We start from the raw sequence: 20639 nt of genomic DNA, 5'->3' as shown, positions 1-20639 counted from the left end.
TGTATAGGAAGGAAGAAGGTGAGCTTTTGTCAAACAGTGGGCTCGTCAGTATTCGTGAGGCGCTTCAATCATTAAAGCCAACAGAAAAGAAAGCAGCAGAGTATATCCTTGAGCATCCGGAGAAAGTCATTAATATCTCGGTGCAAAAGCTGGCACAATTGACAGGTGTTAGTGAAGCGACCATCGTCAGGCTGGCGCATTCGCTTCATATGAAGGGCTTCCAAGAGTTGAAGCTGCATATCGCCGCTGATCTCGCTAAGTCTTCAAACAACATCTCTGCGTCATATCAGGAAATTCAAATCGATGGGTCCGTACCTGCTTTGATCCAATCGGTATCGCATAATAACATCAAATCGATTCAAGATACGCTAACGGTCCTTTCATCAGAAGATGTGGAAAAAGCAGTTCACTGTCTCAGCAATGCTCGCAGGGTATATGTATTTGGAGTGGGGGCATCATCTGTCATCGCACAGGACTTCAGACAAAAGCTATCGCGAATCAATCGCTGGTGTGAGGCGGCACCCGATTTTGATTCCCAGGCTACCCTTGCGGCGAATATGACTGAAGAGGACGTAGCTTTTGGGATCTCCTACTCGGGACAAACAGAGAATATTATACAGGCGCTGCATATTGCCAAAGAAAGCGGAGCTACTGTCATCTCCTTAACGAAGTTCGGCAGCAATCCGGTTGAAGAAATAGCCGATATCCGGTTATTTACGAGCTCCTTGGAGCAAAGCATCCGAAGCGGTGCAATGGCTTCTCGGATCGCACAGCTCAATGTGATCGATATCCTATACGTGGGCATTGCCAGTCAAACCTACGATGAGAGCATCGTGGCTTTGGAAAAAACACGTAAGGCAGTTAGAGGCTCTAAGCGGAATGGATAAGGTTACGTAATGGATATCATTTAGATAAACAGACCTGTCGAAAAGCAGAACAGGAGTGGAGATGGGTTTATGTCAGGTTTGGAACGAGATAATAACAGCAAAAGATTCATCGCTGTGGATGGCGGTGGAACGAAAACAGCATGTGTGATCGGTGATGGCTGCGGTCATATATTGGCTGCATGCAGCGGGGAATCCAGTAACATCAAATCAAGGCCGTGGGATGAGGTTAAGCTGGAATTGTCGACGCTGATTGAGCGTGTTATGGAGCTCTCGCACAGCGATTCGTCGCAGCTTGACGGTATTTTTCTCGGAATGGCCGGTGCGGACCGACCAGAGGATAGAGAGCAGTTTGTATCTTTTTTGGAGGAAAGATTTGCAGGGAAGGTTCCTATAACCATTCATAATGATGCCGTGACCGCGCTCTCTGCAGGCACGTGGGGCGAGGCGGGAATTGTGCTCATATCGGGCACTGGCTCGATTGCTTACGGCTATTTACCCGAGACCGATACGTACGTGCGTGCCGGAGGATGGGGATATTTGCTCGGCGATGAAGGAAGCGGCTTTGATATTGGAAAAAAAGCATTAACCGCAGTGATGAAACAGCATGATGGGCGCGGCGCGCAGACTGAATTGACGGAGCTTATATTAAGCCATTGGTCCTTAAGGGACCCTAATCAGATCATTACTTATGTGTACGGTCAACCGAACGTACGTACAGCGATGGCCGAGTTGGCTAAGCTCGTCGTTACTGCAGCGAAGTCTGGTGATAGCATGGCTCTTACTATTATGGAAGAAGCAATAGAAGAGTTGGCTGAGTTGGCTTTAACGGTGAACAGGAGATTGGCTGATATACAGCCGGGAACGGAAACGAAGCAGTTGCCACTTGTTTTGAGTGGTGGCGTATTTTCTGATGATTGGTTTATGAATCTGTTAGGGCAGCAGACTGGCATTCGGACTAGCGGACTTAGATTAAGCAGATTGCGTATCCCGCCTGTCGCAGGCTGTTATATTCTCGCACTAAAGCAGGCAGGCATTACCATTACTGAATTAGTTAAAAAAAGGATCGGAGCTTGGGAAACAGGGAGGAAAGTATAATGAAATACATCGAAAACCAACCTCTTACGGAGCAAAGAAATGAGCGTACCGCTAATTTAGATAAGCTTAATGTCCATGAAATTGTCCAGATCATGAATGCTGAGGACCAGTCCATGGTGATTTCGGTGCAGCAGGCTCTGCCAGAAATAAGTGCAGCGATTGAGGCAATTGTTGAGGTCATGAAGCATGGTGGGAGACTCTTCTATATAGGTGCAGGTACAAGCGGCAGATTAGGTATTCTTGATGCTTCAGAATGTCCGCCGACATTTGGTGTGAGTCGGGAACTAGTGACCGGGATCATTGCTGGCGGCGAAGCGGCAATTATGACTTCGATCGAAAATGCCGAGGATGACGCTGACGCGGGGGCACGAGAGATCCAATCGCATATAACTGCTGCGGATGCGGTAGTCGGTATTGCGGCGAGCGGGAATACGCCTTATGTCATCGGCGCGATCCGCAAAGCGCGTGAGATGGGAGCGCTGACCGCGAGTGTATCTTGTAACGCAGGCGCCAGATTAAGCGAGGCGGCGCAGTATGCGATTGAGGTGCCTGTAGGGCCGGAAATTGTAACCGGGTCGACTCGGTTAAAGGCCGGTACGGCAACGAAAATGGTGTTGAACATGATCACGACGACAGCGATGATCAAGCTTGGTAAGGTGTACGGGAACCTGATGGTGAACGTACAGTCATCGAACTTGAAGCTGCGGGATCGGATCGTACGCATTGTCATGGAGGCTGCGGATGTGGATCAAGCAACAGCTGAATCGCATGTACTGCAGTCGGACGGAGATGCAAGGGTAGCCATCCTGATGATTAAATTCGGCATCGGGAAAGTAAGAGCCTTGCAAGCCTTGCAGGTAAACAATGACCACTTTGGCGAAGCCGTCGGATGGTTGGAGAAGGAAAACTCAGCTTAGCAGCTGTGCTTAATGTTTGAATGGGTGGAAACAACAAACGGGTAAGCGAAGCGTTTGATGAACAACCTGAATTAGCAAAAACAGCCATCAATCCCACAATGGGTTTGATGGCTGTTATGCTTCATATAAGAAGAGCCTTAACGGATGGAACGTCCTCCAATCCAAACATGCTTCAGCTCCAGCTGCTTATCGAGCAGAAGTACGTCAGCTTGCTTGTGAGGCTGAAGGGAGCCAGTGCTTTGATCGATGCGAAGCTCTCGTGCAGGGTTACCGCTGGCCATGCGGCTGGCGTGCTCTACGGAGATTCCTGCACGGAGCACAGCATATCGGAAAGCTTCGATCATGGTCAGTGTACTGCCGGCCAGACTGTCCCCTTCCTTCAGTCTGGCTACTCCGTCATGCACAATGACACCAAGACCACCAAGATCATATTCGCCATTTCCAAGACCAGCAGCCGACATGGCATCGGTGATCAGCAGCAGCTCGGAAGGTCCTTTTGCTTGTGCAAGCAATCCGATAACTGTGGGATGAACGTGATGACCATCAGCAATAACTTCAGCCATGATTGCCGGGTTGGACATGATAGCGCCGACAGTACCGGGTTCACGGTGATGCAATCCGCGCATCGCATTAAATGCATGGACGGCATGGCTAAGACCATAATTTACTGACGTCTCTACTTGTTCATATGTGGCATCGGTATGGCCAAGCGCGGCTATAATCCCGTGATTGACTAACGCTGCGATGTAAGCAGGAGCGCCATCTGTCTCGGGAGCAAGTGTCTGCATGCGAATAACACCAGGAAAGCGCTCCGTCCAATCCTCAAGCCAAGCGGGCTGCGGCGGTACGATATGCAAAGGGTTTTGCGCACCAGGCCATTTCACGCTAATAAACGGCCCTTCGAGATGAACTCCGATTAACTGAGCATAAGGCATTTCCTGCTTGCTATAGGCTTCTACCCGTTCCAGAACCTGATCGAGCGCTGCTTTGGGAGCTGTAACAGTTGTAGCCAGCATGGTCGCCGTACCGTTCATCGCATGGAATTGTGTAATAATATCAAGTTCAGCTTTATCAGCATCCATGAAGTCATGACCGTATCCGCCGTGAACATGCACGTCTATGAAACCAGGCAGCACCCAACCTCCATCGGCATCAATTTGTTGGAAATCGGATACCTCGCTGCTAGCTGCTGTTTGCTTAGCTTCGGACAAGTTCTCCTCGAAAGAAGCTTCATTTCCTATAGCTTTGATTTGACCGTCCACGAAATAAATCCAGCCTTTTTCCAATATCGTCTCAGGAGTAACGATTTGGGCATTATAAATAAATGTAGATGGTTGGGTTGCGATCATGGTAGTAACCTCCCTGCTTCTGAATCCAGAAGTACGACCAGATGTGGATGTGTTTGTAAAAGGGATGCCGGGCAATCGGTCGTGATTGGACCCTTCAGTGCGCGTTGGACAATCTCCGCCTTATCGCCACCCTTGACGATGAGCAGAACCATTTTGGCTTTCAAAATTGTCCCTACACCCATAGTTAATGCGTGTGTGGGGACTTCGTCGATGGAATCGAAATAACGGGCATTAGCTTTTCGTGTCTCTTCACGGAGCTCCACAACATGTGTACCTCCGATCAAGGCATGATTAGGCTCGTTAAACCCAATATGTCCGTTATGTCCCAGTCCGAGCAGCTGAAGATCAATTTGCCCCGCACGCTCAAGCAAACAATCATAGTTTTGGCATTCTGCTTCCAGATCGGCTGCATTGCCATCAGGAATGTGGGTTTGACTGCGCTGCAGCTGAATAGGTTCGAACAAATGGGTATTCATATAATTGTGGTAGCTCTCCTGATGATTTTCAGCAAGGCCGACATATTCATCCAGATTAAAGGTAGTGGTATCTTTGAAGCTGACGATTCCTTGTTGATAGCTATTGACGATTTCCTGATAAATGCCAATAGGCGTGCCCCCTGTAGCAAGTCCCAATACGGCTCTGGGATTCGTTTGTACTAAGCCGATAATAATGCCTGCACCGGATTCATGAAGTTTTTGATGAGAATCGAAGGATAGTATGTGCATGATAGTAGAGCTCCTTTTTTTAACGGTATTTGCGGACCATCTGGTATGAAGTTTCCAGCCGTGGTACGAGCTGATCAAATTGTTGGCTCAACAAGCCTACAAATACAATATCAATGACATGCAGCTGGGCAATCCGGGACGCCATATCACCGCGGCGCATGCCTTCCTCTAGGGTTGAGGTGAAGAGGCAAATATCTGCAATCGAGGTAAGAGTATGGGTACCGAATTTGGTAAGTGAAATCGTGGTAGCTCCGTGCTCAGAAGCACATTTTAACGCGGCGATGGTTTCTGTAGTTTCTCCTGAATAGGAGATGCCAATGGCGACGTCGCCCTTAGTCAAGCTGGATGCTGAAGTCACCTGCATATGTGGATCGGAAAAGGCGACACTGCGCTTGCCTATCCGTATCAGCTTTTGATAAAAATCTTGGGCAACCAGCCCTGAAGTGGCTACGCCGTAGAGATCGATTTGTCTGGCAGCAGCAATAGCATCAATTGCTTTCTGAAGCAGCTTCATATCGAGCAGGCGAGTGGTATCCGTGATGGAGCGCACATGATTAGCTTCCATAGCCGCTACGATATTGCTGAGTGAGTTATCCGCAATGATGTCCTGGTAGGATTGGGCTGCAGGTGGCTGGGCTAGCTCAGCGGCCAGCTTGATTTTAAATTCGGTAAAACCGGCAAAATGAAAAATTTTGCAAAAACGCGATATGGTGGCTGTACTGCTGCCGGAGTCTTTGGCCAATTGAGTAATCCCGATCTGAGTCATATTGGCTGAATGATCAATAATATAAGCGGCGAGTTCTTTTTCTTTGCGGCTCATGGAACCCATTTGTTCTTGAATAGCGCTTAAAATTCCCGGCATCGTGACTCATTCCTTTTTGAAAATAATTTACTTAATATTTATATATTTAAGAAAATAATTTACATAATTACTATACCGAATTGGAGTTGTATTTTCAAGTGGAATGTTGGAATGGTTAATCGATGGTATGCTATATTAGTGTTCTCAGTTCAAAGAAAATTGTGCATAATCATTTTGAAAATTAGGGAATCAAACGCTAGAAAGGAATGGATGCTTCGTGGCCAACATATTGATCGTCGATGACGATATTCATATTCGCGAGCTAATTAAAGTATATTTACGGCAGGAAGGCTTTGATATTACGGAAGCTGGACATGGTGTTGAAGCCTTGCAGCAGATGGAGAAAACCCGAATTGATCTGGTCATTCTGGATATCATGATGCCTGAGATGGATGGATGGGATTTGTGCAGCGAGCTTCGCTCAGCATATCCGAACCTGCCGCTGCTGATGATAACAGCCAAGGGTGAGACAGGAAACAAGGTAAAAGGGTTTCAGCTGGGAACGGATGATTATTTGGTCAAGCCGTTCGATCCGGAGGAGCTGGTTGTACGGGTGAAGGCTTTGATGAAAAGGTATCGGATTGTGGCTTCGCAAATGGTGCAGTTTGGTGATATCGAGTTAAATCGGCAAAGCTTCGAAATTATTATAAATGGTGTGAGAACAACACTGCCGCTCAAAGAATTCGAGCTGCTGTTCAAGCTGTTCAGCCATCCTAATCAAATTTTTACGCGTAATCAGCTCATCGAGCAAATTTGGGGAATGGATTACGAAGGGGATGACCGGACGGTGGATGTCCATATTAAGAGGCTCAGGGAGCGTTTTCCAGAGGCTGGTGATACCTTCAGTATCGTGACCATTCGTGGGCTTGGCTATAAGCTTGAGGTGAGATCATGATCAAAACCTTGTATGTCCGTGTGGTACTTACATTTTTGGGTGCAGTTCTATTCGGAATGGCGTCAGCATTTTTTTTGACGACCTTTTTTTATACGAATCTGGTCAGGGAAGAAATTCAGGATAAGATGATGGATAATGGCAAGGACATCGTGCACACGTTAACCCTTCTAAAGGAAGAGAAAATACACGAATATTTGACTACTGTCAGCCGATTATCCGAGTACTATATCACTTTATATGAGGAAAACAAAAGTAAGAATGTATATGGGGAAACCGAGCCAAGGGAGAAGGTGGATATTGCTGATCCGGTGGTCGTTCAGGTCCAAAGCGGAGAGGTTTATCGGAGTTTGAGCGGTTTCCCGGACCAGATCGTAGTGGGATTTCCGTTCCAAATCGATACGGTTCACTATGCGATATTTTTCCAATATTCTAGGCACAACAAGGAGAGTGCGCTGCAGAAGGCGGTAATTACCACTTTATTCATTACACTGCTAATGGGAAGTTTGTTTATTTTCGTAGCCGCGCGTTATGTAGTCAAGCCCTTAAGAGTAATGACAGAAGCGACCAAGCGGATGTCCAAGGGTGATTTCAATATGGATTGGAAGCTGAAACGCCGTAAGGACGAGCTGGGGATGCTAGCACAAAGCTTTAGTGAAATGGCACTGGAGCTCAAGCAGCTCGAACAGATGCGGCAGGATTTTGTATCTAATGTATCCCATGAGATTCAGACGCCGCTGACGTCCATTTCGGGCTTTTCCAAGGCGCTACGCAGCAATCGGATGTCTGAAGAAGAGCGGCTGTATTATCTGGAGATTATCCAATCGGAGAGTGAGCGCTTGTCGCGTATGAGCGAAAATTTGTTAAAACTTGCTTCTTTGGAATCGATGCATCATCCATACCAGCCGCATACCTACGACCTGGATGAACAAATCCGTCATGTGATCGTCGCTTGTGAGCCTCAATGGTCAGCAAAACAAATCGAATTTGAGTTGAATATGCCCAGTATCAAAATATGCGCTGATGAGGATTTATTAAATCAGGTTTGGATGAATTTGATTACGAACAGTATTAAATTTTCACCACAGAGCGGATGGATTCATATTCAGGTAAAACAAACTACGAATGAGATTACAGTCAGCATCTCTGATCAAGGAATAGGGATTTCCGAGGAGGATCAGGGAAGAATTTTTGAGCGCTTTTATAAGGCCGACAAGTCGCGGACAGGCGAGCATAGCGGCAGTGGACTCGGTCTGGCCATTGTTAATAAAATTGTACTGCTGCACTTAGGGAGAATTAGCATACAGAGTGCGACTGGTAAAGGCTCCACGTTTTCGGTGACGTTGCCCAGTATACCCGTTACGACTATCCGACATTAAATGAAAAATGAAAGTGGCAATTAAGTTTATTCAATAATGGTGATAAATGTTAAATGTATCAAATATTTAGCGTATAGATGTTTAGGATTGTCAAAGATTAATGCCATGGAGCAGCTCTCCATGGTTTTTTTGATATTTGCTGCGATAAAAGATGACTTTGTTCATATTGAGTTCATATTGGTTATGTATGCTTGGCTCTAGATGTTTAAGAAGTCCGTTTTGCTTAGCAAAACTTAGAATATGCTTACGATGCAAGCTTCCTATGAAGCTATCAGGAGGGGGAAACCATGAACAAGCTTACAAACTTCTCAATGAAAAATGTGGCGGCCATTCTGATTATTGTCGCTATTTTGTTAAGCGGAGGTATTTATTCGGCTTCTACGATCAAGGTAGAAAATATGCCGAACATTTCTTTTCCGGTAGTGTTGGTTTCCACGACTTATCAAGCATCTCCTACAGACGTGATGAAGGAAATCACGAAGCCTATTGAGGATAAGATCTCAAATATAGAAGGCTTGGATAACCTGACTTCGACTTCCAGCGATAACATTTCAACGGTTATCGTTCAGTTCGAGCAAGGTGTGGACATTGATAAGAAAAAGCAGGAGATAGAAAGCCTAGTTCAGGAAGTGAGCTTGCCTGCATCTGCCCAGAGGCCTAAAGCTTCGACATTCGGCTTTGCTTCGATTCCCGCGTACTACATGTCGATTTATGCAGACAACGGGATGAGCCAAACCGAGTTAGACAAGATCTATGAGGATCAGATCAAGCCTGGCTTGGAGTCCATACCTGGTATGGATCATATCGATTCGATTGGTGCCAGAAAAACCTCGCTGGATATTGAGCTGGACGCTGATGCACTGACAAGCTTCGGATTGACACCTGTACAAGTAAGTACGATCTTGAAAAATACATTGGCTAACGGAGCTATTGGTACCGTTGATTTTAACGGAAATACGAAAGTCGCCCGTGTAACAGGAAACATTGACAGTCTTTATAATCTGGAAAATATGGAGATCGCTGCAGGTAATGGCAGTACGCTGATGCTGAAGCAGGTAGCGAAGGTTCAGGCTGTGACAGATTCCGAGTTTATTGCCCGCTTGGATAATAAGCCTGCACTTGGTATTCATTTGTATAAAACAAGCAATGCGAATGCCGTGAATTTCTCGGATGATACAGATAAGCTGATCAAGAAATGGGAACAAACCATTCCGGATATTACGTTCAAGTCCGTGTATAACAGTGCAGACTCCGTTAAGGAATCGATTAGCGGTATGTTGAAGGAAGGGATAACAGGAGCTTTACTGGCGTCCTTAATGATATTGATCTTTTTGCGAAATGTAAGAATGACCTTGATTGTACTCGTCTCGATACCGTTATCGATTATGATCACGCTGCTCGTCATATCGCAATTTGGAATCACCTTAAACACGATGACGCTTGGCGGTATCTTTATAGCAGTAGGTCGAGTCGTCGATGATAGCATTGTCGTTATCGAGAATATCTATGCATCGCTGCAGAAAGCGCAGGAGCGCAATGAATCTGTCATTAAGCTTGCGACTAAGCAGGTAGCGATGGCCATTACCTCGTCAACACTGGCTACAGTTGGGGTGTTTGCCCCAATCGGGATGGTCAGCGGTATCGTTGGCGAGCTGTTCCGCCCGTTTGCAATCACGGTTGCTACGGCAATGCTGGCTTCTCTACTGGTAGCCTTGACGGTAATCCCGATGATGGCTAAGCTGCTGGTACTCAATAATGACAAGATTAGCCACCACGACGAAAACAAGCAAGGCAGATTTATGATGCTGTACGAAAAGATTTTAAAAGCATGTTTGTCCCATCGCTTCAAAACATTAATTATTTCCGGACTGTTGTTTGTGGTATCGATAGCTGCGATTGTTCCGAATTTGGCTGTCAGCTTTATCCCAAGCAGCGGATCCGAACGTCAGATGTATTTCCAGATTAAGCTGCCTAATGAAACTTCCATCAATGGAACCGATCAGATTTCCAAGGAATTGGAAGGCATGATGCAGGAAGCCAAGGACAGCAAGGGGCAGCCGCTGTTTACCTTTGTTGAAGCGCTAGTGGGCTACGGCGGTGGTAAGGATCAGGTAGCGAATATGGCTGAGATTTATACCGAGGTTAATGCTCAGGCCGATCCCGATCAGGTGAAAAAGGATTTCAAGGAACGCATGCTCTATGAACTGCCGAAAGGATCGGAAGTAACACCGAAGTCGCTAGCTGGCGGTGGCGGTGGGGTATCATCGACAGATTTCTCGTATTCATTAAAAGGGGATAACCAACTCCTGTTACAAGAAGCAGCTGTCACGATTAAACAAAAATTAGAGGAATATCCGGAGTTGAGCGAGGTTGAGGATTCACTCAGTGATTCCAAAACTCAGGTGCAAATCACAGTTGATCAAAGTAAAGCTAGATCTTTTGGACTCAGCACCTCGCAGGTTCGCGACACCGCAAGAAGCTGGATTATGAAGGATCAGCTCGGAGACATCCAATTTGACAATGTGACTTATACAACAACCGTACAGCTGTCCAAATCGGATAAAGATTCAATCGAGAAGCTGGGAAAAATCCCGCTCAAAACAGCTTCAAACGCCACGATTTATTTGAATGAGGTTGCGAAGCTGACGGAGGTTGTAGCTCCACTGTCCCTTCAACGTGAAAGTAAGGAGCAGGTGCTGAAGGTAACTGCGAAGATTGAATCCGTCAATAAGTCGGCAGTCAGCGCTAAAGTATCTGCTGAGTTAAGCAAGGTGGCACTGCCAGATGGCGTATCCCGCGAAGTCAAAGGGGTTAGCGCCGATATCAATAAAAGCTTTTCACAGCTGTTTGTAGCTATGGCGGCTGCGATTGCCGTCGTATATCTCGTCATGGTTTTAGCCTTTGGTAATGCAGGTGCACCATTCGCGATTCTCTTCTCACTACCATTAGCCGCCATTGGTGGATTATTGGGACTGCTGATAACACGGCAATCGCTCGACGTAACTTCCATGATTGGTTTTATGATGCTGATAGGTATTGTAGTTACGAATGCGATTGTGCTCATAGACCGTGCCCAGCAGCTGCGTGAGGAAGGATACACCGTACGCCATGCACTGGTAGAGGCGGGGATGGTTCGTTTCAGACCTATTATTATGACAGCAGGTGCTACGATTATGGCGATGATGCCTTTAGCGCTTGGATTTACAAAAGGCACGTTGATTTCGAAAGGCTTGGCCGTCGTTGTTATTGGGGGTCTGACGACTTCGACAATCCTCACACTGGTAGTTGTTCCTGTTGTATATGAGCTAATAGAATCTACCAAAAAGCGTATTGGTCAACGGATGCAGCGTAAGAACAAACCAAAGGCAAGCACCACTATAGAGATGTAAGGGAGAGAAGAGTATGAATAATCGGATGGCAAAAGTTAGCTTCGGCAGCGGCTCGCGGGCCGTCGGCATTCTTCTTGTGGTCACCGCATTGGCGACAGGATGCTCGACTTCTGCGCAGCCACAGGCAGCAGCAGCCGTTCAGCCGCAGAATAAGCCAGTCAAGGTGGCTGCAATCGTGCAGCAAAGTATGGGTGATCCCAAGGAGCAGATCGCGGATGTCAGCGCCGCAGTGCAGATTGATGTGATTCCGAAAGCCGACGGACAGGTTCTGGAGGTTTTGAAGAAGAAGGGTGAGCTTGTCAATCAGGGTGATGTGATTGTCCGGCTGGATGCCCGTGATGCCCGGCTGCAAATGCAAAAGGGGGAGCAATCGCTTAAAGGCGCGGAGGAAACACTACGTAAATCGATTGAAGATCAGAATAACAGCCGGGTTGATCTACAAAGCTCGCTGGTTAAGGCCAATGAGCAATTGAGTAATGTTGAAAAGGACTATAACAAAGCACGCAATGATTATGAAGCCGGTACGGTGACTAAGCGTCAGGTGGATCAAGCGGAAACACTCGTAACCAACGCACGACTGGACGTACAATCGGTTCAGAACAAGCTGGACGCCTTGGATAAAACCAACCCGATTGCTTCACAGGAATCACAGGTGGCGACAGCGCGGCTAAGTGTGGAGGACGCAGCCAATACCGTCGCAAATTATGAGATCAAGGCACCGATTACTGGCGTGTTAACAGATCTGACTGCCGAGGTGGGCATGAATATGTCCCGATCAGGCAAGATCGGTCAGATACAGCAGCTGGATCCGCTTAAAATTAAAGCCGATTTGACAGAGTCAGCCGTCAAGCTGGTTAATAACAAGCAGGAGCTAACCTTTTATAGTGCAGATAACCCGTCAAACAAAAAAACAGCCAAGGTGACGTATCTTGCCAATCAGATGAACAGCAACAAAGCATATTCGATCGAGCTGGATATGTCCAACCCGGATGGTTCGATTAAGCCTGGCAGCCGTGTTCAGCTGCAATTGACTAGCCCGCAGGAAGAAATGGGGCTTGCTGTACCAAGCTTAAGCATCGTCAGAGAGGGCAACGAAGCCTTTGTCTTCATTCTGAACGGAGATCAGGTAGAGAAACGTGCGGTTAAGATTGGACGTGTTAAGGATGCATTTCAGGAAGTGCTGGACGGAGTAAAGGCAGGAGAATCTGTGGTCGTATCCGGTCAGCATCAATTGAAAAACGGGCAAAAGGTTGAAGTAGCCAAGTAAAACGCAGCAGGAGATAGAGACAAAAAAGGTAGATAGAGACAGATAAATAGACATAGAAACGAATAGATATAGAGATAGATAGGCAGATATGAAAAGGCAGAAACAACGGAACCAGAATGAACAGCTATTATTCATGTAGATCAGCATACGGATTGAACTAGCAGGAAGGATGGAAGTCAGCAGCATCGATTTCTATCCTTGAAATTAGAGGAGGCTATACAAACATGAGAAAAAACCGAACTTCAGCACCTAATTGGAAAACTACGCTCGGCGGCACATTGCTGTCCATGTCTTTAGTTATATCGGCTGTCCCTTCAATGGCACTGGCAGACTCCATATCCGTACAGGAGCCAGAAGCACAGGTTCAAACACAAGTACTCACGCCAAGCGCACCAGCTTATGCATTAACAGACTCGATTCAAGCCAGCTTGAAAAGCTTGTCCGTCAGTAAATCAGCTGATGGTACGCGTATCGGTGCGGTAGTTCGTCTGCATAATAATACGACGCAGATGAAGCGGGTTCCAGACTATGAAATCAGAGTTAAGGCTTCCGACGGCAGCGAATATAAGATTACACCTAGCGCAAGCAATCCGAAATCGATGCTGGCGATGGAAAATGTGGAGCTAACCGGTATGGTCACTGTAGACCGTCAGGATGATATTACGTTAACGGGGATGTCTTTTGTGGAAGTAGATGAATACGTGTATCCTAAACAGGAAACGGTTCGATTGACCCTTCCCATAACGTCCGTGTGGAATACAGCTAAGCCTGATATTACCGATCCATCTTTCGTAAAAGCATGGGGAGACACGTTTATGGTGCCTGAATCACCATCTCCGATTAAATTTACACCTTCCAGCTTATCTGAGCAAACAGATGACAAGGGCGTGCATACACAAGTCGTAACGATATTGGCCGAAAATCCGGGCAAGGCTAGTGAAACAGTCCCTGGCTTCCGCTTGGATGGCAAAGCTGGTGATCAAATTTTTACAGGTAAACGTGCTGATACGAATCCGATTGTGCTGGCAGCAGGAGATCGTAAATATATCCAATATTTGATACCGACAGATAAAGACATTAAGCTGGATAGCTTGCTGCTGATGACTACAGAAACCTTCTCAGCCTCAGCTGGAGCTGCAGGATCCGCAGGTGGCGCCGCTGGTGCCGCAGCAGGAACCCAATCCACTACTCCTGGATTTGATGTCGGACGCTTGAAAATCAATGTGAGCGAAGCTGCTGTTACTTTACCAAATACGCTGCCTGCATACACGATAGGCACTCCGATTGCATTTGATCCATTGAACCGTTTAATGAATTCAGGTACTCAAGTTTCTTTAATGGAGCTTCACATGCACGAGAACACAGGATCGGGCTTTAAAAGCGTAGTTGCCAAATTCAGATTACAAAATAAAAGCGATCAGACCGTGACGCTTCCCGCATTTCAAACGGAGTTGTTAGGCAGCGATGGTTCCAGCTATGCGGGTACTCGCCAAACTGCGACTGCAGCTAATCTAATGCCGAACCTAAGTTATGTAGTGAGCTATTCCTTTATGGTACCAGCCTCAGAAAAGGGTGAACAGTTGGGAATCAAGCTACTGGACAACCTGACCTCTGCGCCTTACAGTACGACGATTGCCGGATTCCAAACGGCTGTCCAAGTCGATAATGTGGATAGCTCGGAGATGGCGTTCTATCCATTTAATGTAAAACTGAACGATTGGACCTTGTCTGCTTATACGAATCCAGGCTTGCCGATCACTTATTCATATAAGCTCAAAATGGACTTGAATGTTGACCGTGTTGAGGATGTAGTTGTCGATGCCAACTTCCCTAAATTCACGATTGAACTGGTTGATGGCTTGGGCCGTACGCTTGGATCACAATCGGTTCCATTCACTGGAACGGGTATGCTGATCAGTGGCGAACAGACGGTTCAGATCAATAACATCAAAACAGAGCAGCAGGAATATCCGCTGACAATTAAATTATATGAAACTATTGATACGCCAAATGGCGAGGCCAAACGTCTTGTGAAAACCTTGCAGCAATAAGCATTTGAAGGAGAAACTCCCTTTCGCTCTTTAGCGAAGAGGGAGTTTTTTGCGTCTATTATTGAATGGATATTTTTAATTTAATACATAAGTCCGACACTACTTTTGCTAAGTTAAAATGATAGTGAAGGAAGAAGTAAAGGTTAGGTCAATTATCTGGGAAATGTATGAAAATTAACACGAAAAGCTACAGATTTATTTAAGATAATACGATAAAATAAATGAAGTATGTTATTCGTGGAATTTACAGTTTATATCGTAGATATAGGAAGAAGGGTTGTTGGATTATGCATACATATTCGATTATGTATTTCAAACGAATGAGTAAGAGAGCTGGCTTCATAAGGGGACTTGCAGCTATTATATGCTTGGCGATTGTATTATCGGGGTTGTTGTGGCATTCAAGCAAAGGGTTTGCTGAAGAACCTTCACCTTCTTCCGTTATGTATCCCTTTGCTAAGACATCACCGGGTTATTCAATGGAAGACTCTGATAGTTGGTTATTCCATTTTACTAGCAGTCAGATTATGAATCACGGTGATAAGATATTTATAGAATTTCCAAGCGGCTCAGTGTGTAATGTCAGCCCCTATAATGAAATTCCTTATTATGATGAGGGTGAGGGAGAAGGCGAGGGTGAGGGCATGAGTAGATTTGCTATTTTTGTTAATGGCATTCCAGCGTCCGCTACTCCTTGCACGGGTTCGAAGTTGGAAATTCAACTGGCAGGGGTCGAAAAACCGTCTAAGGATATGACCGTTTTTATTACGGCAGGAGCAGTCTTGAATCCTTTAACAATCCAACCAACGGCTATCGCTATTTCAACCAACTATGATAAAAAACCTGTACTGATAGAACCAGGCTCATTGTCGATGACAGTAAGTGACAGTACTTTGGGTGCGGAGAATGTTGAGTATACATTCAGATTCAAAGCGCAAAATGACATTAATGAAGAAAGGCCACTTCAACTGGCTGTATCATATGACTACGAATTGCTGCAAAGCATGGGGAATGCTAATGCTTCCAATGTGCTTCTATATGCTGAATCAGATTCCGAACAACGAAAAGCAAAAGAAATATCTAAGCTATGTACTGAAATATGTAATTTTGCATTTATAACTCCATTGCACGAAATTAAACGGGGAGATAATGTGGTCTTGAAGTTTACTGGTGATGCAGGCGTACGTAATCCCATTTTTTATGGAGCTAACCTATATGAAGGTAATGAGTTCGAAGGAGGTCGAATTGTATATTTTGAAATCGGAGACTATGACTATTACTATGATGATTATGATATGCCTTATGAGTTCTATGAGTTGACTTACTATGATGCAGAGATCACCTATACCACGGATCAAACAAACCAGCAAGCTGTGGATACAGCAATTAGCTTGTTTGATTTAACTGACCACATCCTTAAAGGCAGCATGGCGCTTCCATCAACTGCAAGTAACGACACAACGGTAACGTGGACCTCCTCGGACAATTCCACAATAAATATAACAAGCGGAACTGGAATAGTTACAAGGCCAAGCTATGGCAGCGGGAACAAAGTAGTAACATTGACTGCGACAATTACCAAAGGTGACGTATCGCGTCAGAAAACGATTCTGGTGCTGGTGCTGGAAGCTGAGCATGTTCTCTCAACCAACGCGGATTTGTCCTCTTTAACAGTGGGAGGGGCAGCTATATCGTTAATTCCAGGTGTCACTGATTACACGCAGAGCGTTACGAACAACACGTACAGCACGATTATCAATGCGGTGTATAGTCCTGGGGCTTCCATGAAGATCAATGGCGTTAAGGTGGCCTCGGCAGCGGATAAGGAAGTAGGATTAAGTCTGGGCAGTAATACGTTCACTATCGTGGTCACTGCAGAAAACGGGACATCTTCAAAAACATATCAATTAACAATTATTTTCCAAACACAGCCTGGCAGCCAAACAATTATTGAACAGCAATTGACCGTGGCTATTAATTTGCTGGATCCTTCGTCATTCCTGAATGGCAACGTCTCTTCCAGTCAAATTACCGGCGACTTAAAACTGCCAGCGACAACAAGCGTGGAGAATGGCTACCCCATTATATGGACATCTTCAGCTAATGCTTTTATTACGCCTATTGGTGTGGTGACACGACCTTCGTACACCTCAGCAAGTCCATTTGAAAATGTCATCTTGACTGCAACTGCAACGGTAACGAATACGACTTACACCTCTGTACCTCGGCAGTTCTCGTTTACTGTGCTGAGAGCAGAGATACCACCAACACAGGAAATAGCCGTTAACGCATCACAGCCGATAGTCACTTTGATAGGTGGAACTAAGATTGATTTTACGGGAGCCAGCTTTGGGCCTAATGCCAGAGTAACGGCTTCGGAAGTAACCCCGCTAAATACGAACGGAACAGGCTTGGTGTCCGCTGGAAAGACTTTGGAGTTTACACTGACAGGCATCACGATTGAACCTTCAAATCCGGTGAAAGTATCCATTCCTACGAATGCAAATGCGAATCGCAGCAAAATAGGCGTCTTTTACTATAATCCGTCGACTCTAAGTTGGGAATATCAAAAAACAGAGATCGATAGCACAGGAACTGCATCGGCAAAAGTAACACATTTTTCAACTTACGGCGTGTTTGAAGCGAATAAAGTGGCAGCTCCTGTATGGGAATCTTTATTCACGAACGACACTACGAAGCAGGTTACTCTATCCACAGCTACAGCGGGAGCAGCGATCTACTACACATTGGATGGTTCTGATCCGACCACAATAAGCAGTCTGTATAACGCCAGCAATAAACCCAAGGTATTGTCGACACAGACACTTAAAGCAATAGCTGTTAAGAACGGAATGATTACGAGTGATCCGGTCAGCATTGTTGGGAAAGCACGCAAGACGATTTCCAACGTATTAACGAGCATTTTAAATAAAGCAGATCAGAACGGTGATGGTCAATTTGATCAGACGGATGTAAGAGCATTATTAACTCAGGTAGAAGCTTTAAACGGTCACTAAAAAACCATGGAACCATAGCTGGGCATATTCCCAGGCGATGGTTCTTTTTTATTTCGCATCAGCACCGCTAATTTTTCAATCGTCTCCGCAATAAGGTACAATGAGCTTATAGGACTCATGGCTGGGAGGAATCATAATGTACCAACGAGATTATATGATGCGAATGATTGAACAGTTTACAGTGACATTAGGTCAGGTACTGTTCCAACGACGGAACCAACGATTTGCGGAAGCTATGGAGCTGCTGACTCAGGCAATGAAGCAGCTGCTGGGGCTTAACTCCAAGATGGTGCTTGCTTTATCCGTGAAGGATTTGTTGGCCTTGCTTTCAACTCAGGGCGAGTTCGATGCCGGTAAAGGCTTGCTGCTCAGTGATATGTTAAAAGCAGAAGGCGATTTACTGGTAGATGCCGCGGAGGAACCAGAAGGCGTTGCATGTTATTTGAAATCACTTGAGCTACTGCTCGAAATGAGATGGATGCATGAAACCGTAGAAATAGAGCAGGAGATGGAGGAAAGAATCGATAGTCTGCTTGCGGTCGTCAAGCCCGGTTTGATGCCGCTGCGGGTTTTGAAGCCTTTGGTCAATTATTATGACAGTGCGGGGAGGCTGGATAAAGCGGAGGATACGCTATTTTTCATACTGGATGCAGATGTGAACAATATGGAGTGGATGGATACAGGGCTTCGAATGCTGGAGCGTTGGCAGATGATGTCGAAGGATGAGCTGGCACAGGGAGGGTTGAACACAGAGGAAGTTCACGAAACCTACACACAGCTGGCTAAAATGAAGCAAAAAGTGAGTAAGACCGAGAGAATGTAACAAACTGCTTTGGAAATGCGAACTTTCCTACTGATTATTTAAGATAATGTTCGTCTTCTTCGGTTGACAGCCGCTCGCTATCCCTGTAAACTAAACACATAAAAGCTTTCTTTTTTTGATCTAAACTTGTCGAAATAACGTATATGAAAGGTCGCACTTTGGTGTTAGGCCTCAGCTTGTGCTTGGGATTATTTTACCGTCCTGTGGGTCAATGATAATGATCTTGGTCTGCCGGACTTTTTATATTGTATATATTCAAGCTTGCACGTATTTCAAAAGTAACCAATTATGGAGGTCGAAATGTCTGTTCTTGTTGGAGTCATTATGGGAAGTCAGTCGGATTGGGAAACCATGAAGCACGCCTGTGACATGCTGGAGGAATTGGGAGTCTCTTATGAGAAAAAGGTTGTATCTGCCCACCGTACACCAGATTTAATGTTTGACTATGCAGCATCTGCAGTAGAACGAGGCTTGAAGGTTATTATAGCAGGAGCGGGAGGAGCCGCTCATTTACCCGGTATGGTTGCCGCAAAGACGGAGCTGCCGGTTATTGGTGTTCCCGTTAAAACGTCTACACTGAACGGACTGGACTCCCTATTGTCTATTGTCCAAATGCCAGGTGGTGTTCCTGTAGCAACCGTAGCCATAGGTCATGCAGGAGCCACGAATGCAGGCTTGCTGGCTGCACAAATATTGGGAGCGTTCGATCCTGAGCTGCAGCAAAAGGTACGTGAGCGCCGTGAACGGACTCGTGAAAAGATCACAGAAAGCAGCGTGCTGGAATGAGTGAATATGATCGAAGAGACACCAAAAAAATAATTCGTCCCGGCAGCACCATCGGTGTGTTAGGCGGCGGTCAGCTTGGACGTATGATGGCATTGGCTGGACGTGCGATGGGCTATCGGTTTATAACGCTTGACCCGACGGTGGATTCACCTTGCGGTCAAGTGGCTGACAGGCAAATTGTCGCGGCGTACCATGATATTGAGGCAGCAAGGATGCTGTCCGAGCAGTCCGATGTAATCACCTATGAATTCGAAAATGTCGATGCCGAAGTGACCGAGCTGTTAATGGAGGAGTCCTACGTACCTCAGGGGAGTCGTCTACTCTATATCACTCAGCACCGCTTGCGCGAAAAACAAGCGATTGAAGCCGCAGGCGTCAAGGTTGCGCCCTACGCGCAGATTGCAAGTGCCGTACAGCTTCGTGAGGAGCTGCAGCGGTTAGGTACTCCTTGTGTGCTGAAGACGGCGACAGGCGGCTATGATGGCAAGGGCCAGTGGGTTATACGTTCGATAGATGAAGCTGATGAAGCTTATGAGGAGATTAGCCGGGCTGGAACCGAGCTGGTACTTGAACAATTTATCGACTTTGATAAAGAAATATCCGTGATTGCGGCGCGAAGCCCAAGAGGAGAAGTCAAGGCGTTTCCCGCAGCGGAAAATATACATGTAAACAATATTTTGCATCTGTCAATCGTACCAGCTCGTATCGATGTGGCTGTGCAGCAGGAAGCCGAGCAGTTGGCTATTCAAATTGCGGAATCATTAGATGTAGTTGGACTGATCGCAGTCGAAATGTTTGTTACGCACGAAGGCGAATTATATGTAAATGAATTAGCGCCGCGGCCTCATAATTCTGGTCACTATACGATGGAAGCATGCAAAACCTCACAGTTCGAGCAGCATATGAGAGCGATTTGCAATCTGCCGCTTGGCTCGACGGAATTGCTCACACCAGTTGTTATGGGTAACATTTTGGGTCAGCATGTTGAGTCCGCTATGGACTGGATCATGCAGCCAGAATCGGAGCAGGTTGGCAGTGGCATTACTGCAAAGCTACATATGTATGGAAAACAAGATGCCAAGGAAAACCGGAAGATGGGTCATTTGAACGTGCTCGCACCTACAGTTGACGAAGCCTTGCAATGGATTGAAGCCTCAGGCATATGGAATACGAATGAATAGCCAGCACGAAGAACGGGGG

At 46.1% G+C, this 20639-nt stretch carries 15 protein-coding genes; 12 read left to right on the top strand and 3 right to left on the bottom strand.

Going from position 1 to position 20639, the window contains the following annotated elements:
* Nucleotides 1-26: 26 nt before the first annotated feature.
* From BM210_RS25855 to murQ, 3 genes are all read left to right on the top strand, one after another.
* Nucleotides 27-887: a MurR/RpiR family transcriptional regulator gene (locus BM210_RS25855; protein WP_371263543.1), complete on the top strand. Its 861-nt coding sequence runs from the start codon at nt 27-29 to the stop codon at nt 885-887.
* A gap of 69 nt (nt 888-956) precedes the next feature.
* Nucleotides 957-1982, top strand: a complete 1026-nt coding sequence (locus tag BM210_RS25850; protein WP_091175008.1) for an N-acetylglucosamine kinase — start codon at nt 957-959, stop codon at nt 1980-1982.
* On the top strand, nt 1982-2899 hold the full coding sequence (gene murQ / locus BM210_RS25845; RefSeq protein WP_091175006.1) for an N-acetylmuramic acid 6-phosphate etherase: 918 nt from the start codon (nt 1982-1984) through the stop codon (nt 2897-2899). Before BM210_RS25850 ends, murQ begins: the two co-directional genes overlap by 1 nt.
* Nucleotides 2900-3036: 137 nt before the next feature.
* Here the strand turns inward: murQ and nagA are convergent, their stop codons facing one another.
* The 3 genes from nagA to BM210_RS25830 are packed head-to-tail and all read right to left on the bottom strand — an operon-like array spanning nt 3037 to nt 5835.
* Nucleotides 3037-4248 carry an N-acetylglucosamine-6-phosphate deacetylase gene (nagA, locus tag BM210_RS25840; protein WP_091175005.1) on the bottom strand — a complete coding sequence of 404 codons (1212 nt, stop codon included), beginning with the start codon at nt 4246-4248 and terminating at the stop codon, nt 3037-3039.
* Nucleotides 4245-4973 (bottom strand): glucosamine-6-phosphate deaminase, encoded by a 729-nt coding sequence (nagB, locus tag BM210_RS25835; protein WP_091175003.1) that lies wholly within the window; start codon nt 4971-4973, stop codon nt 4245-4247. Before nagB ends, nagA begins: the two co-directional genes overlap by 4 nt.
* A 19-nt stretch (nt 4974-4992) precedes the next feature.
* A complete protein-coding gene (locus BM210_RS25830; RefSeq protein WP_091175001.1) occupies nt 4993-5835 on the bottom strand; it encodes a MurR/RpiR family transcriptional regulator in 843 nt (280 codons plus the stop codon).
* Nucleotides 5836-6052: 217 nt separating this feature from the next.
* Between BM210_RS25830 and BM210_RS25825 the strand changes: the two genes are divergently transcribed.
* The 9 genes from BM210_RS25825 (at nt 6053) to purK (ending at nt 20620) form a co-directional block, all read left to right on the top strand.
* The gene (locus BM210_RS25825) at nt 6053-6730 is read left to right on the top strand and encodes a response regulator transcription factor (protein ID WP_091175000.1); all 678 of its coding nucleotides are present in this window, start codon (nt 6053-6055) and stop codon (nt 6728-6730) included.
* Nucleotides 6727-8106, top strand: a complete 1380-nt coding sequence (locus BM210_RS25820; RefSeq protein WP_091174999.1) for a HAMP domain-containing sensor histidine kinase — start codon at nt 6727-6729, stop codon at nt 8104-8106. The genes BM210_RS25825 and BM210_RS25820 overlap by 4 nt, the downstream gene beginning before the upstream one ends.
* Nucleotides 8107-8393: 287 nt before the next feature.
* Nucleotides 8394-11495, top strand: a complete 3102-nt coding sequence (locus tag BM210_RS25815) for an efflux RND transporter permease subunit (protein ID WP_091174997.1) — start codon at nt 8394-8396, stop codon at nt 11493-11495.
* Between the two features lie 13 nt (nt 11496-11508).
* Nucleotides 11509-12762: an efflux RND transporter periplasmic adaptor subunit gene (locus BM210_RS25810; RefSeq protein WP_091174996.1), complete on the top strand. Its 1254-nt coding sequence runs from the start codon at nt 11509-11511 to the stop codon at nt 12760-12762.
* Nucleotides 12763-12986: 224 nt separating this feature from the next.
* On the top strand, nt 12987-14813 hold the full coding sequence (locus BM210_RS25805; protein WP_091174994.1) for a hypothetical protein: 1827 nt from the start codon (nt 12987-12989) through the stop codon (nt 14811-14813).
* Between the two features lie 287 nt (nt 14814-15100).
* Entirely contained in the window at nt 15101-17830 is a 2730-nt protein-coding gene (locus BM210_RS35810; RefSeq protein WP_256224034.1) for an immunoglobulin-like domain-containing protein, read from the top strand.
* A 136-nt stretch (nt 17831-17966) separates the two neighbouring features.
* A complete protein-coding gene (locus BM210_RS25795) occupies nt 17967-18653 on the top strand; it encodes a DUF6483 family protein (protein WP_091174991.1) in 687 nt (228 codons plus the stop codon).
* Nucleotides 18654-18953: 300 nt separating this feature from the next.
* Complete coding sequence (gene purE, locus BM210_RS25790) at nt 18954-19439, top strand: 5-(carboxyamino)imidazole ribonucleotide mutase (RefSeq protein WP_076237756.1); 486 nt, start codon at nt 18954-18956, stop codon at nt 19437-19439.
* Nucleotides 19436-20620 carry a 5-(carboxyamino)imidazole ribonucleotide synthase gene (purK, locus tag BM210_RS25785; RefSeq protein ID WP_091174990.1) on the top strand — a complete coding sequence of 395 codons (1185 nt, stop codon included), beginning with the start codon at nt 19436-19438 and terminating at the stop codon, nt 20618-20620. Before purE ends, purK begins: the two co-directional genes overlap by 4 nt.
* Nucleotides 20621-20639 lie beyond the last annotated feature (19 nt).

Source organism: Paenibacillus sp. 1_12, from assembly GCF_900114475.1.
Taxonomy (GTDB): Bacteria; Bacillota; Bacilli; order Paenibacillales; family NBRC-103111; genus Paenibacillus_S.
The sequence above is the reverse complement of the archived record's forward strand: the minus strand, read 5'-3'. Positions and strand labels throughout refer to the sequence as shown.